This window comes from Rhizobium rhizoryzae, assembly GCF_011046895.1.
GTDB classification, from domain to species: Bacteria; Pseudomonadota; Alphaproteobacteria; order Rhizobiales; family Rhizobiaceae; genus Neorhizobium; species Neorhizobium rhizoryzae.
In genome coordinates this window covers 1,232,198-1,247,496 of the sequence record NZ_CP049250.1, presented here as the reverse complement: position 1 = coordinate 1,247,496, position 15,299 = coordinate 1,232,198, and the positions used below count along the sequence as shown (strand labels likewise).

Here is a 15,299-nt window from a genome sequence, read left to right as displayed (position 1 = left end):
CCAGTTCGGACCATGACAATTCTGATCAAGGGGGCCGGCGTTGCCGGTCTCGTACTTGCCTATGAACTGCGCCGCCGCGGCCTGAACGTGGTTCTGAACGATTCGGCGCCACGGGCCGGTTTGGGCGCATCTCACTATGCGGGCGGCATGCTTGCCCCCTGGTGCGAACGCGAAGCAGCAAACGAGACCGTCTTCGATCTCGGATTATCTGCCGCCGACTGGTGGGAGCAGGCACTGCCCGGCATGGTCCATCGGCGGGGCACGCTCGTGCTGGCACTGAACCGCGACCGCGCAGAACTCGAAAGGTTTGCCAAGCGCACCCATGGCTATCAATGGCTGGATGAAAAGTGCATTGCAGCGCTCGAACCGGCTCTGGCAGGACGCTTCACCCGAGCACTCTATTTTGCCGGAGAGGCGCACCTGGATCCGCGGAAAGCCCTTCTCGCACTGGAAGAAAAGCTGGTGAACGCAGGGGTGACGCTTTCCTTTGGCCAGCCAATGACATCCCCCTTGCGTCGCTTCTCGAAGATTGTGGATTGCACAGGTCCATCTGCCATCGGCAACATCAAGGGGCTGCGCGGCGTACGCGGAGAAATGTTGATGCTGGAGACACAGGAAATCCAGTTGACGCGCACCATCCGTGTCTTGCATCCGCGCCATCCCGTCTATCTCGTCCCGCGCGGCGAGGGTCAGGTGATGCTGGGTGCAACCATGATCGAAAGCAATGACGCAGGGCAAGCTTCGGTTCGATCTACCATGGAGCTTCTGAATACCGCCTACGCATTGCATCCTGCCTTTGGCGAGGCCCGCATTCTGGAAACGGGTGCCGGCGTGCGTCCTGCCTTTATCGACAACACGCCACGCATTGTAAAAACCAAAGACGGCATCGCCATAGCCGGGCTTTATCGTCACGGCTTTCTTCTGGCACCGGCACTGGCCAGACAGGCAGCGGACATGATGCAACGCGACCGGCGGAAGGGGGCCGCATGAGGGTGATCGTGAATGGCGAGACTTTCGTGATTGGCTCCACAAACCTCGCAGACCTGTTGCAGGAACTGGAATACGAAGGCGAGTGGCTGGCAACGGCCGTGAATGCAGAACTTATCCATCGCGAAGAGCGCGAGACCTTGGAACTGAAACCGGATGACCGGATCGAAATTCTCTCACCTCGACAGGGAGGCTAACGATGGCATTAACGCTCTATGGAACAACGGTCTGTTCGCGCCTGCTGCTTGGCACCGCACGCTACCCCTCCCCGCAGGATCTGTCGGCTGCGGTGCGCCAATCCGGTACGGAGATCGTAACAGTTTCGCTCAGAAGAGAGACAGCAGGCGGCCGAACCGGCGGCGCATTCTTCGAGCTCATTCGCGAACTCGGCGTGCATGTGCTGCCCAATACGGCGGGATGCCATACGGTTTCAGAAGCGGTTCTGACGGCAAAGATGGCACGCGATCTGTTTCGCACCAATTGGATCAAGCTGGAACTGATCGGCCATCAGGATACGCTGCAGCCGGATGTTTTTCAGCTGGTGGAAGCAGCAAAGATTCTGAGCGACGATGGTTTCGAAGTGTTTCCCTACACGACTGACGATCTGGTGGTGGGAGAACGATTACTGCGGGCGGGCTGCCAAGTGCTGATGCCCTGGTGCGCGCCCATCGGCAGCGCCATGGGGCCGCAGAACATCCCGGCACTTCGGTCCATGCGCGCCGAGTTTCCCGAGGTTCCGCTGATCGTCGATGCTGGTATGGGGCGTCCATCGCATGCAACGACCATGATGGAACTGGGCTACGATGCAGTTCTTCTGAACACAGCCGTCTCCGGGGCAGGCGATCCCGCCACGATGGCAAGAGCCTTCGCATTGGCAATAGAGGCGGGAAAACTTGGCCATGATGCAGGCCTTCTGGAGCCCCGAGACATGGCTGTGCCTTCCACGCCATTGATTGGCAAGGGTGTGTTTGCGTGAGGGACTGGAAAGGTACTGTCATACGATTGACATAAATGGACTGCGGTCACAGTGTTGGGGGGAAATCACTGGTTCCCCGATGCCCGCAATTCCAAGCTACCCATCATTTTCCGTGGCTTTCGCATGAGCCCCGCCGTCATAGCTCTGGCACTGACGGCAGCCGTCATGCATGCCAGCTGGAACGCGTTCCTGCGTTCCGGTGCTGACCGGCTATGGTCCATCACCGTTATGGGTGTGACCGGCATCGCCGCGACGCTGCCGCTCATCCTCTTCTATTTTCCGCTGCCAAGTCTGACAGGCTTCGGCTTCATCCTCACCTCATCGCTGCTACAGGTGGCCTATAGCGTGTTCCTCGTTTTCGCCTATCGGCTGGGCGATCTCGGACAGGTCTACCCCATCGTGCGCGGCTCGGTGCCGCTGCTGGTCTCACTTGGAACTTTTTTCCTGACGGGTCAGATGCTGAGCTTCAGCCAGCTTATCGGCGTGTCACTGGTGGCCATCGGCATCATGAGCCTGTCCATCGGGCGGCACCGGGCACCAACTTCCTCCATCCTCTGGGCACTTTTGACCGGCGTGATCATCGCAACCTATGCCACCGTCGATTCGACCGGTGTTAAACATTTTGCTGATCCGAAGGCCTATGCGGCATGGGTGCTGTTTACTTACGGCGTGTTGCTGATCGTGGCCTACATAGCCATGCGCGGGAAGTTCACCATGAACCTTTCCGACCGCGAATGCCGCAAGGCGCTGCTGGCGGGCATTTTCGTACTGATCGCCTATGGTGTCGTTATCATCGCCTACTCGATGGGACCGGCCGGGCCGATCACCGCCATTCGCGAGACAAGCGTTGTCTTCGCCATGATCATCGGGCGGCTATTTCTGGGTGAAACACTCACGCCCAAGCGCATTATCGCCTGCCTGATCGTGGCGGCTGGGGCGATTGCGATTGGAAGATAAAGAAATTCCCAGCAAAAGTGGGAACCGGTTTTGCGTCCGGGATTGCTTGGAACAAGGGTAAGAAAGCTCCGCACTCAAACGAGCGCGGAGCCTTGAGGCATAGGGATTATACAGCGATCTTGCCGCCGCCGATCTTGGTGATGGCGACAACCGCCGGACGAGTCGGCATATCCGGCTTGAAATCCGGCCAGCGGGTGGAGAGATCCTCGTAATAGGACGGACGGCCATGGCCTGCCCAATCCTCACCGCCATCGCCCGGATGCTGCACGGCAACGAAAGCCGTCTCATCATCGGGCGTAAACAGCGGGCCGCACATTTCCGCACCGACAGGCACGCGGAAGAACAGCTTGGAGGTGGCGCGGGCTGAACCTTCCGTATCGACGGCCCACAGACCATCGGTCCGGCCGGTGCCCTTCGGGCTGTTGCCATCGGTCGCAACCCACAGGCGACCTGCGCTATCCACCGCACAGTTATCCGGCATGCCGAACCAGCCGTTCTTCGTAGTTTCCGTCGAGAAGGTGGCTCCAACGGCGGCCACGGAAGGATCACCACACTTCAGCAGAACTTCCCATTTGCCAGCAGTCGCTGCGAAATCGCCATCCTTTTCGGTGATCTCGATGATGTGGCCGAAGGCGTTTTCCGCGCGCGGATTGGCGGCGTTGACCTGATCGGCCTTGCGCTTGGTATTGTTGGTCAACATGACGTAGACCTTGCCGTTCACACCGTTCGGCTGGATGTCTTCCGGACGGTCCATCTTGGTGGCCCCCAAAAGATCGCCCGCCTTGCGGGTTTCGATCAGCACATCGGCCTGGGACTTGAAGCCGTTTGCTTCCGTCAGCGGACCTTGGCCGTGCACGAGCGGCAGCCACTGCATGGAGCCGTCTTCGCCGAACTTGGCGACATAGAGCGTGCCCTTGTCGAGCAGGTCCATATTGGCCTTGCGGTCGTTCGGGTTGAAAGTGCCATCGGTGACGAATTTGTAGACATAGTCGAAGCGCTCATCATCACCGAGATAGAAGACGACCTTGCCGCTTTTCGCCACGATGCTTTCCGCACCCTCATGCTTGAAGCGGCCGAGAGCCGTGCGCTTCTTGGGCGTGGAGGTGGGGTCCATGGCATCCACTTCCACGATCCAGCCGAAGCGGTTCGGCTCGTTCGGCTCCTTGGAAAGATCGAAACGATCGTAGAAATTGCCCCATTCGTAGGAGCCTTCCGGCACGCCATAGCGCTTGTAGTTGGCGGCTTCCGCGTGGCCTTCTGGTAGTTTGCCCTGGAAATAGCCATGGAAGTTTTCTTCCGCCATGATGTAGGTGCCCCACGGGGTTACACCGCCCGCACAGTTGTTCAGCGTGCCGAACACTCGTGTGCCAGTCGGATCGGCAGCAGTCTTCAGGCGGTCATGACCCGCAGCCGGGCCGGTGATCTGCATAGGCGTATTGGAAGTGATGCGGCGGTTCAGCTTGCCATCGGCAACGACCTGCCACTTCCCGCTCTCCTTGCGAATTTCAACGATGGTGCCGCCATGAGCCGCCATCTCCACATCCACCTGCTCCTTTGAAAGCTTGTTTTGGCTAACCTTGCCGTCGACGATCTTCACGAGGCCCGGAAACATCAGATGCGGATTGGTGTATTCATGGTTCACCACCAGCAGACCATGGGTGGAGGAGCCTTTGAGCGGAATGAAGCCGACATAATCATTGTTGTAGCCGAACTGCTTGGCCTGCGCCTCTGCCGACTGCTTCAAGGGGTCAAAGCTCGGCGCGCCCGGCAGAACCGCATCGCCCCAGCGCAGCAGCACATCTGCATTATAGCCTTCCGCCACGTGATGCTTGGCGTCGACGCCAGCCTCGATCTCGTTGAAATTGAAAGCAGAACCGGCTTTGCCTGCCGCCCGCGCCTCATCGGCGCTCATCAGCGCAACAGGGCTGACGGTTGCGGCGATGGCAGAAACAGCAAGCGATCCCTGCAGGAAGTTGCGGCGCGAAAACCGCTTCGAGATGATTTCACCCATCGTGGCGTTGTCGCTGGCATTGTGGCCTTCGCCATCGGCCTCTTCCAGAAGCGAGGTCGGAAAGGGGTTTTGCGTCACATGTTCGTTCATCGAACCGTCTCCTGATTGTTCTCTTTTAGAGGTGTTCCAATCTAGGCATGTCATGTTTCAGGGATGCGACAGTTTCCCCAGACCTCCTCCCTCAAGGTTTCTATAAAACCCGCACCCTCGTCCCCTTAACGATATGTGGCAGAAGTCGCTGCATGTCTTTCAAGGACACTGCGATGCAGCCAGCCGTCGGCTCGTAGCCCGGTCGAATAAGGTGGAAGAAGATAGCCGAACCCCGGTAACGGGCCCGCGACCGGATGTTCCAGTCAAGCACCAGACAGATATCGTACAACCCGTCCTTGCGGCTCATCTCTTCGTGACTGGGTTTGAAAGGCGCCCTGACGAGCCGATTGTAGCTGGGGTGACGTGGCTCATCGCACCACAACATGGATTTTGCGATGCGTCGCATAGGCAGCGCAGTCCTCAAACCCTTCAGCCGATCTCCCCGCAGGAACCCATAAAGTACCTGCATCTCGGCTATGGGCGTTGCCCCATCGCCCTCCCGTTTGCGGCTCGTGCGACCGGACCTTCCGATGGCCGCAGGCACCGTCACATTGCCGAATGACACCATGGCGCGGGAGCGACTGACGGGGCTGTGATGTACCGTGATGATGGCGCCCTTGCGGTTGGCCTTTTTCCCACCCATTTTCTCTCACACAGAATTGCTTTGGATATGATTTCAGTCGGAATCATAGCATGATGGAAGATGAATCGAAGCCTGCCGAATTTCTTCGGCGATCAAACCAAGGAAGGCGTAGATATCGATGGCAGCGCGGACTGTACTGCTGGTGGATGATGACAACGATCTGCGTGAAACGCTGGTCGAGCAACTTTCACTGTACGAGGAATTCAGCCTCCTGCAGGAAGCCACGGCAACAAAGGCCATGGCAACCGCCAAGGCAGCCCAGGTCGATCTTCTGATCATGGATGTCGGCCTTCCCGACATGGATGGTCGCGAAGCCGTGAAGCTGATGCGCAAGGGCGGCTTCAAGGCGCCGATCATCATGCTGACCGGCCATGATACGGATTCCGATACCATCCTGGGATTGGAAGCGGGCGCCAATGACTATGTCACCAAGCCGTTCCGCTTCGCCGTGCTTCTGGCCCGCATGCGCGCACAGCTTCGCCAGTATGAACAGAGCGAAGACGCCACCTTCACCGTCGGTCCTTACGTCTTCAAGCCGAGCCAGAAACTTCTGACCACCGATGACGGCAAGAAGATCCGCCTGACGGAAAAGGAATCGGCGATCATCCGCTACCTCTACCGCGCAGGCCAGAAGGTCGTGACGCGCGATATTCTTCTCGAAGAAGTCTGGGGCTACAATTCCGGTGTCACGACGCACACGCTTGAAACCCACGTCTATCGTCTTCGCCAGAAAATCGAACGCGATCCTTCCAATGCCGAAATTCTCGTGACAGAGAACGGCGGCTACAAGATCGTGCCCTGAAGGTGAATTGAAATGGCGCTCAGCGACGATATCCAGCTTCTGGCCCAGGTGCCACTTTTCCAGGGGCTGGACAGCGATCAGCTGCGGCTGATCGCCTTCGGTGCAGAGCGTAGAAACATTCAGAAAGGCCAGGCGCTGTTTCGCGAACATTCGCCAGCGGAATGCGCCTTCGTCGTCTCCCGCGGCCATTTCGACCTCTACGTTGAAAACCGAGCGGGCGAACTTGAATTCCGGGATCGCGCCGGTCCCGGAACACTTCTCTCAGAACTTGCGCTTGTGACCATGGTGGAGCGCAAGTTCACGGCCATCGCTTCCGACGAGGGCGAGGTGGTGCGCATTCCCCGCACGCTGTTCCACCGGCTGCTGGAAGAATATCCGCAAGTGGCCAGCCTGCTGGAATCGCGCATTCGCCAGAATATTGTCGAACTGGCGCTGGCAGCGACCCGCATGGCCGGGCGGTTTACTTGACGGCTGAATTTCCTCCATCCGCAAACAGGGCGGATCCGGTTACGAAGCTGGAGGCAGAGCTCGCCAGAAAGAGTGCAGCCTGTGCGATTTCATCCGGTCTCGCAATGCGCTTCATGGCATGCAGCCCGGCAGCCCACTTTTTCTGATCCTCGTCACCTGCCATGCCAGTATCGACACCTCCAGGCATAAGGGCATTGGCGCGAATATTCTGGCTGCCATAGTCTGCGGTAATGCCCTTGACCAAGCCCATGAGCCCGGCCTTCGCCGCGCCATAAGCCGCCATGCCCGGCAGACCGACGCTGGTGCCGACGAAGCTGGACGTAAATATGATGGAGCCGCCGCCACGCGCCAACATGGCCGGGATCTGGCTTCGACTGCCGAGAAACGCCGCAGTCAGGTTGGTGGCGAGGGTCTGTTGCCAGTCATTAACGGGGATTTCCGCCAGAGGCTTCAAACTGCCTGTCGTTCCGGCATTGTTCAAAGCGATATCGAGACCGCCGAACATTTCCATGGCAGCGGAAACCAGTTGATGTTGCACAGCCTCGGAAACGACGTCGCCTGCGACAAGGCAGACCCTGCCGCCCTGGCTTTCGATAAGCTGCCCTACTTGCTCAAGCGCGTCATGCCCGCGGGCATTGAGAACCAGAGCCGCGCCTTGCTGTGAAAAGAGCTGTGCGGCAGCCCGCCCGATGCCCGATGAAGCGCCTGTGATGATCGCGGTCTTGCCTTCGAGTATTCCCATTGTGATCTCCCTTTGGATGAGAGAGATCTGAATAGAAACTCACCGAAGGCTTCGACACCCGATACTTGCGCGATCACTCAAAACTTGAACGTTGCAGTCACAGGAACATGGTCTGAGGGGCGGTTCCAGCCGCGGGCCTCTTTCAGCACTTCTATCTTGTCAAGGAAGGGGCCGAGATCGGGAGAAGACCAGATGTGGTCCAGCCTGCGGCCGCGGTCTGCTGCTTCCCAATCCTTGGCGCGGTAGCTCCACCAGGTGTAGAGCTTTTCGGATGCCGGAACATGCTGACGCATAAGATCCAGCCAGCCGCCCTTTTCCATCACTTGCGTCAGGCCTTCCGTCTCGACCGGCGTATGGCTTACGATCTTCAGCATCTGCTTGTGCGACCAGACATCATGCTCCAGCGGCGCGATGTTGAGATCGCCGACGAGGATGGAGGAAACGCCGGGGGATGAGGCCTTCAGCGCCTTCATCTCTTCGACGAAATCCAGCTTGTGGCCGAATTTCGGGTTGATGCTGCGGTCCGGCTCGTCGCCGCCAGCGGGTACATAGAAGTTATGGATACGGATGCGGCGCGAGCCGCGCTCGAAGATCGCCGAGATGTGGCGCGCATCGCCTACGCCGCAGTAATCCTGACGATGATCTTCGCTCAGCGGCACTTTTGAAAGAATGGCAACGCCGTGATAGCCCTTCTGGCCGTGCAGGATGATGTGCTCGTAGCCCATCTTCTGCAGCGGTTCGAGCGGGAACTCCTCCGCGCGGCACTTGATTTCCTGCAGGCAGAGAATATCCGGCTTTTCGCGCACGATGAACTGCTCGACGATCGGCAGCCGCAGGCGTACCGAATTGATGTTCCAGGTGGTGACGGAAAAGCTCATACGTAAAAAACCTCGGACGTTACGGGCCGAGGTTTAGGCTGTTTTGATGGTCAAGGGCAAGGGTACAGAAATTGCCATTTGCAGCCCGCCAGCGGGAATTCCTAGAGCTTGTGGACTTCATTATAGGGAATCGTGAACACCTTATCGTCGAAGCGAACGCCGTTCTGGACGTTATAGATCATGACGGAGGTATCCTTGCCCTGCACGTCGGTGATCGTCCATTGACGCAGGTCGAAAGTCTTCGGGTCGAACATCATGGTGATGGTCGAATCGCCGAACACGGTTTTGTTGCCCAGCACGATGGTGACGAGATCTGACTCCTGCTTGACGTTGCGCACCATCTGGTTTGACAGATCGATCTTGTTGGCCAGCAGCAGGCTGAGCGGCGTCTTGGAAAGCGGGTAGATGTCCCAGGTCTTGAGCTTCAGATTACCGATGACAACGTTGTCACCATCCGAGATCACGCGGATCGGAGACGGATCCTCGAAGTTGAAGCGCAGCTTGCCGGGACGTTCGATGAAGAATTTGCCGCCGGTCTGCTCGCCACGCGGACCGAACTGCACGAACTCACCCATCATGGTCTTCACCGATGAGAAGTGATCGGCAATCTTCTGCGCGGCTGCAGCACCCACGGCGTCCTGTGCCAGCGCTGGCAGACCCGCAAATGCGGTGACACCGAGGCTCGCCAGGCCGATCATGAGGTTGCGACGATCAAGAACTGCGGGGGACACACGGGTCGACATGTTTGTTATTCTCCTTCACCTGCCTTTTCGCCAACAAAGGCGGCGTCTCTATGACGCGACATAGCGATTGAACCTTGAGCCAGACCTGTTCCCCTCACATTTTCGAGCGGGAGCGGATACTGCCGAGCCACGGGAACGGCTGAACTTCATCCGGGTTCCCGGCGAAATCGAGGATTACCGATCGATGATATCGGCTTCCGTCGGCACGAGGATCTCGCGCTTGCCCGCATGATTGGCGGGCCCGATCAGGCCTTCGTTTTCCATTCGCTCGATCAGCGAGGCAGCCCGGTTATAACCGATGCCCAGTCTTCGCTGGATATAGGACGTGGAAGCCTTTCCATCGCGCAGGACGATAGCGACCGCCTGATCATAGGGATCATCGGAATCGGACAGGTTGCCGGTTCCGGCTGGACCGCCACCGCCCTCATCGTCCTCGTCATCATCCGCCGTAATGGCATCAAGATATTGCGGCGCGCCTTGTGTCTTGAGGTAGGAGACAATCTCTTCGACCTCCGTATCGGAAACAAAGGGGCCGTGAACGCGCTGGATCCGCCCGCCGCCCGCCATGTAGAGCATATCGCCCATGCCGAGCAGTTGTTCGGCACCCTGCTCGCCCAGAATGGTTCGGCTGTCGATCTTGGAGGTAACCTGGAAAGAGATGCGCGTCGGGAAGTTGGCCTTGATCGTGCCGGTAATGACATCGACCGACGGGCGCTGCGTTGCCATGATGACGTGGATGCCCGCCGCACGCGCCATCTGCGCCAGACGCTGGACTGCACCTTCGATGTCCTTGCCCGCCACCATCATCAGATCGGCCATTTCGTCTATGATGACGACGATATACGGCATGGGCTTCAGGTCGAATTCTTCCGTCTCATACATGGCCTCGCCCGTCTGGCGGTCGAAACCGGTCTGCACGGTACGGGTCAGCACTTCGCCCTTGGCAATGGCCTGCTCCACGCGGCTGTTGAAGCCATCGATGTTGCGAACACCGATCTTGGACATCTTCTTGTAGCGCTCTTCCATCTCGCGCACGGTCCATTTCAGCGCAACGACCGCCTTTTTCGGATCGGTGACGACCGGCGAGAGCAGATGCGGAATTCCGTCATAGACCGACAGTTCCAGCATCTTGGGATCGATCATGATCAGGCGACACTTCTCCGGCGAAAGGCGATAAAGCAGCGACAGGATCATGGTGTTGATGGCAACGGATTTACCAGAACCGGTGGTCCCCGCGACCAGAAGATGCGGCATCTTGGCAAGATCGGCGATGACGGGCTCGCCGCCGATGGTCTTGCCGAGCGCCATGGCGAGCTTCGCCTTACTGCTATCGAAATCCTGGCTGCCGATCAGTTCGCGCAGGAAAACCGTTTCACGCGTCTGGTTCGGCAATTCGATACCGATGGCATTGCGGCCCGGGACGACTGCGACGCGGGCAGCAATCGCGCTCATGGAGCGGGCAATGTCGTCAGCCAGGCCGATGACGCGGGAGGACTTGATGCCCGGAGCGGGCTCCAGCTCATACAGCGTCACCACAGGGCCGGGACGCACATGGATGATCTCGCCCTTGACGCCGAAATCCTCCAGCACACCTTCCAGCATGCGTGCATTCTGCTCCAGCGCATCGGCGGAAAGCGTGGCATCGCGCGCCACGTGGCGCGGCTCCGCCAGCAGATGAATGGATGGCAGCTCGAACCCTTCAGGATCGATGAACGAGCGCTGACCTTCCCGCAGAGAGCGGCTCGCTTGCCGGGGCTGGGGTGCAGCGGGTGTTACGCGGGCCGAAGCGCGAAGGCCACGCGGCGCATCGTCCTCATCATCAGAAAGGATACCGGACGGACGCATCGGCATATCGTCGTCCATGTCCTCATCATCATCCGCAGCAAGAGAGGGTGGAGAGAGACGCCGTCTGGCTGCCATGACGCCGGACATGGAATTGTCGAGCGACGGCTCCGTGCGTCCGCCTGCCCGAACCTTTGGCCGAACAGGCTCGTTCAGCGTACCGAACTCATCCTCGTTGAAATCATACGGTGCCTCGAAAGCATTGGATGTCGCTTTCGGCTTCAGGCGGAACAGGCGGCGCAAGCGCGCCTGCGTTGTGTACCACATATGTGCAAGAGCACCGAAGGCGACAAAATCGGTGAAGCGAAAGCCTTCATCTTCATCGCCGAAGTCCGCGGCTGTCGGCACGCGACGGCGCGGCTCCTCCGGCATGTCGTCTTCATCTTCTTCCTCGAACTGCAGTTCTTCATTGCCGATAAGGCTGGCTGCAAAAGCGAGAAAACCTGCCGTCGGCAGGATGAAAATGCTGCCCAGGATAATCGCGACCATGCCGGTCGGATAGGTACCGACGAACAATGCGGGAAAGCGCAGGATCATATCCCCGATCACCCCACCGATGCCATTTGGGATGGGCCAGGTCAGGGGAGCCGGAAAACATCCAAGCGTTGCCGCGCCCATGAAGGTGCCCACGGCCCAGGCGGCAAGGCGCGCCGGGATGCGCGTAATGGGACGCCCCACAATCAGAGCAAGCGCCCAGGCCAGCAAGGGCATCAGGGCCAGAAGGCTTGCAAGGCCCAGAAACTGCATCATCAGATCGGCAAAGGCAGCGCCGGGAAAACCCAGAATATTGGTCGGAACATTGTCCGTCGCATAGGAAAAGCTCGGATCGGCCACGTTCCACGTCGCCATGGCTGCGACCGCCAGCGCCAGCAGGATGAAGATCACAAAACCGCAAAGGGCCAGAATCTGCCTTACGAAAAACGCGACGAGCGCATGGCGTGTTGAATGGTGCGCCATAGCTGCTGAACTGCTTCTGCTCATCGTTTTTTGCCCGAACATCCCGTTGAAGAGAGTGGGAAACCTGGCACGTGGCGGAATTCACGCGCAAAGCGGCCCTGAGTGGGAAGGGTAGCCCCGTTTGGTTAACGGGACTTTAACCAAACCTGGAAGTCGAACATTCACCACCAATAAAAAAGCCCGGCCTTGGAAGGTCGGGCAAGGTGAGCGGTAAACCGCCATGGAAGGAGGTGGAGAACCGGCGGCAAAACCGCCGGTGCAATGCTTGGAAATGTTTCGCCCGATGCTCTGGGATCAGGAGTGATAGGCGGCTTCGCCATGCGAGGCGAGATCGAGACCTTCGCGCTCTGCTTCGACCGGAACACGCAGGCCGATGACGACGTCGACGATCTTGTACAGGATCGCCGAACCGATACCCGTCCAGAGAAGCGTTACCAGAACACCCTTCAACTGAGCGAACACCTGCGTTGCCGTGCCTGCGTAAGTGGCTGCGAAGTCAGCCGTGGAGTAATCCACAATGCCTGCGCCGCCGAGAGCCGGGTTGACGAAGACGCCGGTGAGCAGCGCGCCGATGATGCCGCCGACACCGTGGATGCCGAACACGTCAGCCGTGTCGTCGTAACCGAACTTGTTCTTCACCGTCGAGCAGAAGAAGTAGCAGATCGGCGAAACGGCGAGACCCATGACGATGGCGCCCATCGGACCAACGAAACCGGCAGCAGGCGTGATGACGACGAGACCGGCAACCGCACCGGAAACAGCACCGAGCATGGAAGCTTTGCCGCGGGTCATGGCTTCAACCAGCGACCAGGAGAGAAGAGCTGCCGCTGTCGCGACGAAGGTATTGATCATGGCAAGCGCCGCGTAGGCGTTGGATTCGAGGTTCGAACCGGCATTGAAGCCGAACCAGCCAACCCACAGAAGACCAGCGCCGATCAGCGTCATGGTCATCGAGTGCGGAGCCATCATGTCCTTGCCGTAGCCGATACGCTTGCCGATCATGATGCAGCCGACGAGACCTGCAATACCGGCATTGATGTGAACGACGGTGCCGCCCGCGAAGTCGATGGCACCGAAGCCATAGATCAGGCCGGTCGGGTCCGTGTAGGCGCTCGGACCACCCCAGAACCACACCATGTGGGCGATCGGGAAGTAGATGAAGGTCAACCACAGAGCCGTGAACAGGATGACGGCGGAGAACTTGATACGCTCTGCAAAGGCGCCGACGATCAGAGCTGGCGTGATGGCCGCAAACGTCATCTGGAAGCAGACGAACACCAGTTCCGGAATAGCGACACCCTTGGTGAAGCTTTCCGCCATCGTGGTGACATCAACGCCCTTGAGGAACATCTTGGAGAAGCCGCCAACGAAAGAGTTGAGGCCGCCACCATTGGTGAAGACGAGCGAATAGCCGTAGATGACCCAGATGATCATGGCGAGTGCCGTGATCGTCGTCACCTGCATGAGAACCGACAGCATGTTCTTTGCACGAACAAGACCGCCATAAAACAGACCGAGACCCGGCACGATCATCAACAGGACCAGCAGGGCCGACACCAGCATCCAGGTGGTATCACCCTTGTTGACCGTCATGGCAGGTGCCGCAGCGGCGGCAGCGGCCGGTGCCGCATCCTGGGCAAGCGCAACGACCGGCGCGAGAAGCGCAGCCGACGCAGCCCCGAGGCGCATGAGCGTGGTTTGGAACGTGTGGAACGACATGTATAAAAACTCCCCTGGATCAGCCGTGCTTAAAGCGCTTCTGTATTGGTTTCGCCGGTACGGATGCGCACGGCCTGCTCGATCGAGTAAACAAAGATCTTGCCGTCACCGATCTGGCCCGTCTTGGCGGCCGATGCGATGGCTTCCACCGCCTTGTCGACGACATCGGACGCGACCGCGATCTCGACTTTCAGCTTTGGCAGGAAGCTGACGGCATATTCGGTGCCACGATAGATTTCGGTATGTCCCTTCTGGCGCCCGTAACCCTTCACCTCGGTTACGGTCAGGCCCTGGATGCCGACAGCCGTGAGCGCTTCGCGCACCTCATCCAGCTTGAATGGCTTGATAATGGCCATCACGATTTTCATGTGGTTTCCCATCCTTTGTTAATCGGCGAGCAGCCGAACTCTCCTGGCCGCTGGCTGAAGCGTGAGCAGCGACTGACCTATTACATTCAAGGGCCGTGCCAGATTCTCGCCACAAAAATAAGTTATTGAATTATAAAGATAAGATCGTTTTCGAGGCAGCAAAATGCAAATGAGCGCCAAATAGGCGCTCATTTAATAGGCAAATTTTCAGCTTTGCATGAAATTTATTCAGTTGCTCGTTTCCGAATCAGACCTTCCTGCGCGACCGAGGCAATCAGCTCACCGGAACGGGTAAACAACTGCCCTCGCGTCATGCCACGCGCCCCGGATGAACTGGGGCTATCCTGCGTGTACAACAGCCAGTCATCGAGCTTCGAGGGTCGGTGGAACCACATGGCATGGTCGAGGCTGGCCGCCTGGATGGACGGATCGAAAATGGTTCTTCCATGCGGATAGAGCGAAGTATCGAGCAATGTCATATCCGAGAGATAGGCAAGAACTGCCGCCTGATAATGCCGGTCATCTGGCACTTCTCCCGTCGCCCGCACCCAGATGTGCTGCTCGGGCTTCAGCTTTTCCTGCGACACATAATGCACCAACGAAACGGGACGGATCTCCACCGGACGCTTGCGGCCCCAGTATTTTTTCACAGGCTCCGGCGCATGCGCCAGGAACATCTTCTGGAACTCATCTTCAGACATCAACTGCTCTGGCTGCTTCACGTCCGGAATGGTTGCCTGATGCTCGTAGCCGGGTTCTTCCAGCTGGAAGGACGCAGACATCGCGAATATGGCCTTGCCGTGCTGGATGCCGGTAACGCGCCGCGTGGTGAAGCTGCCGCCGTCGCGCAAGCGCTCGACCTGATAGACGATCGGCACCTTGGGATCGCCCGGCAGCAGAAAATAACCGTGCAGCGAATGAACCAGTCTGTCGGCAGTGACGGTACGCTGCGCCGCCATCAGGGCCTGGGCAATGACCTGCCCGCCAAAGACACGCTGCCAGCCGATCTGCGGGCTCTCGCCCCGAAACAGGTTTTCCTCCAGCCGCTCAAGGTCCAGTGTTTCGATCAACTGATCGATTGGGGATAGATGTTCGTTTGCCTGCGGCATTTTTAAC

The 15,299-nt window shown here is 58.7% G+C and carries 15 protein-coding genes; 6 read left to right on the top strand and 9 right to left on the bottom strand.

Going from position 1 to position 15,299, the window contains the following annotated elements:
* Positions 1-12 precede the first annotated feature (12 nt).
* The 4 genes from thiO to G6N80_RS12065 all read left to right on the top strand — a co-directional run bounded on the left by thiO (position 13) and on the right by G6N80_RS12065 (position 2,920).
* Positions 13-990, top strand: a complete 978-nt coding sequence (gene thiO, locus G6N80_RS12080; protein ID WP_062556170.1) for a glycine oxidase ThiO — start codon at positions 13-15, stop codon at positions 988-990.
* On the top strand, positions 987-1,184 hold the full coding sequence (thiS, locus tag G6N80_RS12075) for a sulfur carrier protein ThiS (RefSeq protein ID WP_062556171.1): 198 nt from the start codon (positions 987-989) through the stop codon (positions 1,182-1,184). Before thiO ends, thiS begins: the two co-directional genes overlap by 4 nt.
* Before the next feature lie 2 nt (positions 1,185-1,186).
* The gene (locus tag G6N80_RS12070) at positions 1,187-1,963 is read left to right on the top strand and encodes a thiazole synthase (protein ID WP_165134046.1); all 777 of its coding nucleotides are present in this window, start codon (positions 1,187-1,189) and stop codon (positions 1,961-1,963) included.
* Positions 1,964-2,086: 123 nt separating this feature from the next.
* Complete coding sequence (locus G6N80_RS12065) at positions 2,087-2,920, top strand: EamA family transporter (protein ID WP_165134043.1); 834 nt, start codon at positions 2,087-2,089, stop codon at positions 2,918-2,920.
* A 106-nt stretch (positions 2,921-3,026) separates the two neighbouring features.
* Here the strand turns inward: G6N80_RS12065 and G6N80_RS12060 are convergent, their stop codons facing one another.
* Both G6N80_RS12060 and G6N80_RS12055 read right to left on the bottom strand, forming a co-directional pair.
* Entirely contained in the window at positions 3,027-5,021 is a 1,995-nt protein-coding gene (locus G6N80_RS12060) for a PhoX family protein (protein WP_165134040.1), read from the bottom strand.
* A 100-nt stretch (positions 5,022-5,121) separates the two neighbouring features.
* A complete protein-coding gene (locus tag G6N80_RS12055) occupies positions 5,122-5,664 on the bottom strand; it encodes a L,D-transpeptidase family protein (RefSeq protein WP_062556174.1) in 543 nt (180 codons plus the stop codon).
* Between the two features lie 118 nt (positions 5,665-5,782).
* Here G6N80_RS12055 and G6N80_RS12050 point away from each other — a divergent pair, with 118 nt between their 5' ends.
* Together G6N80_RS12050 and G6N80_RS12045 are read left to right on the top strand one after the other, a co-directional pair.
* Positions 5,783-6,466, top strand: a complete 684-nt coding sequence (locus G6N80_RS12050; RefSeq protein WP_062556175.1) for a response regulator transcription factor — start codon at positions 5,783-5,785, stop codon at positions 6,464-6,466.
* Between the two features lie 12 nt (positions 6,467-6,478).
* Positions 6,479-6,934, top strand: coding sequence for a cyclic nucleotide-binding domain-containing protein (locus G6N80_RS12045; RefSeq protein ID WP_165134037.1), 456 nt, complete (start codon positions 6,479-6,481; stop codon positions 6,932-6,934).
* Here G6N80_RS12045 and G6N80_RS12040 read toward each other — a convergent pair.
* The 7 genes from G6N80_RS12040 to tesB all read right to left on the bottom strand — a co-directional run bounded on the left by G6N80_RS12040 (position 6,927) and on the right by tesB (position 15,292).
* Positions 6,927-7,676, bottom strand: coding sequence for an SDR family oxidoreductase (locus G6N80_RS12040; RefSeq protein ID WP_165134034.1), 750 nt, complete (start codon positions 7,674-7,676; stop codon positions 6,927-6,929). The genes G6N80_RS12045 and G6N80_RS12040 overlap by 8 nt on opposite strands.
* Positions 7,677-7,753: 77 nt before the next feature.
* Positions 7,754-8,554 (bottom strand): exodeoxyribonuclease III, encoded by an 801-nt coding sequence (locus G6N80_RS12035; RefSeq protein ID WP_165134031.1) that lies wholly within the window; start codon positions 8,552-8,554, stop codon positions 7,754-7,756.
* A 101-nt stretch (positions 8,555-8,655) separates the two neighbouring features.
* A complete protein-coding gene (locus G6N80_RS12030) occupies positions 8,656-9,252 on the bottom strand; it encodes an outer membrane lipoprotein carrier protein LolA (RefSeq protein WP_376748627.1) in 597 nt (198 codons plus the stop codon).
* A gap of 219 nt (positions 9,253-9,471) precedes the next feature.
* Positions 9,472-12,120, bottom strand: a complete 2,649-nt coding sequence (locus G6N80_RS12025) for an FtsK/SpoIIIE family DNA translocase (RefSeq protein ID WP_165134029.1) — start codon at positions 12,118-12,120, stop codon at positions 9,472-9,474.
* Between the two features lie 270 nt (positions 12,121-12,390).
* Complete coding sequence (locus tag G6N80_RS12020) at positions 12,391-13,815, bottom strand: ammonium transporter (RefSeq protein WP_062556181.1); 1,425 nt, start codon at positions 13,813-13,815, stop codon at positions 12,391-12,393.
* A gap of 29 nt (positions 13,816-13,844) precedes the next feature.
* Positions 13,845-14,195: a P-II family nitrogen regulator gene (locus G6N80_RS12015; protein ID WP_062556182.1), complete on the bottom strand. Its 351-nt coding sequence runs from the start codon at positions 14,193-14,195 to the stop codon at positions 13,845-13,847.
* 212 nt (positions 14,196-14,407) lie between these two features.
* Complete coding sequence (gene tesB / locus G6N80_RS12010) at positions 14,408-15,292, bottom strand: acyl-CoA thioesterase II (protein WP_062556183.1); 885 nt, start codon at positions 15,290-15,292, stop codon at positions 14,408-14,410.
* Between the last annotated feature and the right edge of the window lie 7 nt (positions 15,293-15,299).

Bases quoted from the DNA above. Each gene is read 5' to 3' on its own strand.
- thiO (WP_062556170.1), top strand. From the start codon at position 13: ATGACAATTCTGATCAAGGGGGCCGGCGTTGCCGGTCTCGTACTTGCC.
- thiS (WP_062556171.1), top strand. From the start codon at position 987: ATGAGGGTGATCGTGAATGGCGAGACTTTCGTGATTGGCTCCACAAAC.
- G6N80_RS12070 (WP_165134046.1), top strand. From the start codon at position 1,187: ATGGCATTAACGCTCTATGGAACAACGGTCTGTTCGCGCCTGCTGCTT.
- G6N80_RS12065 (WP_165134043.1), top strand. From the start codon at position 2,087: ATGAGCCCCGCCGTCATAGCTCTGGCACTGACGGCAGCCGTCATGCAT.
- G6N80_RS12060 (WP_165134040.1), bottom strand. From the start codon at position 5,021: ATGAACGAACATGTGACGCAAAACCCCTTTCCGACCTCGCTTCTGGAA.
- G6N80_RS12055 (WP_062556174.1), bottom strand. From the start codon at position 5,664: ATGGGTGGGAAAAAGGCCAACCGCAAGGGCGCCATCATCACGGTACAT.
- G6N80_RS12050 (WP_062556175.1), top strand. From the start codon at position 5,783: ATGGCAGCGCGGACTGTACTGCTGGTGGATGATGACAACGATCTGCGT.
- G6N80_RS12045 (WP_165134037.1), top strand. From the start codon at position 6,479: ATGGCGCTCAGCGACGATATCCAGCTTCTGGCCCAGGTGCCACTTTTC.
- G6N80_RS12040 (WP_165134034.1), bottom strand. From the start codon at position 7,676: ATGGGAATACTCGAAGGCAAGACCGCGATCATCACAGGCGCTTCATCG.
- G6N80_RS12035 (WP_165134031.1), bottom strand. From the start codon at position 8,554: ATGAGCTTTTCCGTCACCACCTGGAACATCAATTCGGTACGCCTGCGG.
- G6N80_RS12030 (WP_376748627.1), bottom strand. From the start codon at position 9,252: ATGATCGGCCTGGCGAGCCTCGGTGTCACCGCATTTGCGGGTCTGCCA.
- G6N80_RS12025 (WP_165134029.1), bottom strand. From the start codon at position 12,120: ATGAGCAGAAGCAGTTCAGCAGCTATGGCGCACCATTCAACACGCCAT.
- G6N80_RS12020 (WP_062556181.1), bottom strand. From the start codon at position 13,815: ATGTCGTTCCACACGTTCCAAACCACGCTCATGCGCCTCGGGGCTGCG.
- G6N80_RS12015 (WP_062556182.1), bottom strand. From the start codon at position 14,195: ATGGGAAACCACATGAAAATCGTGATGGCCATTATCAAGCCATTCAAG.
- tesB (WP_062556183.1), bottom strand. From the start codon at position 15,292: ATGCCGCAGGCAAACGAACATCTATCCCCAATCGATCAGTTGATCGAA.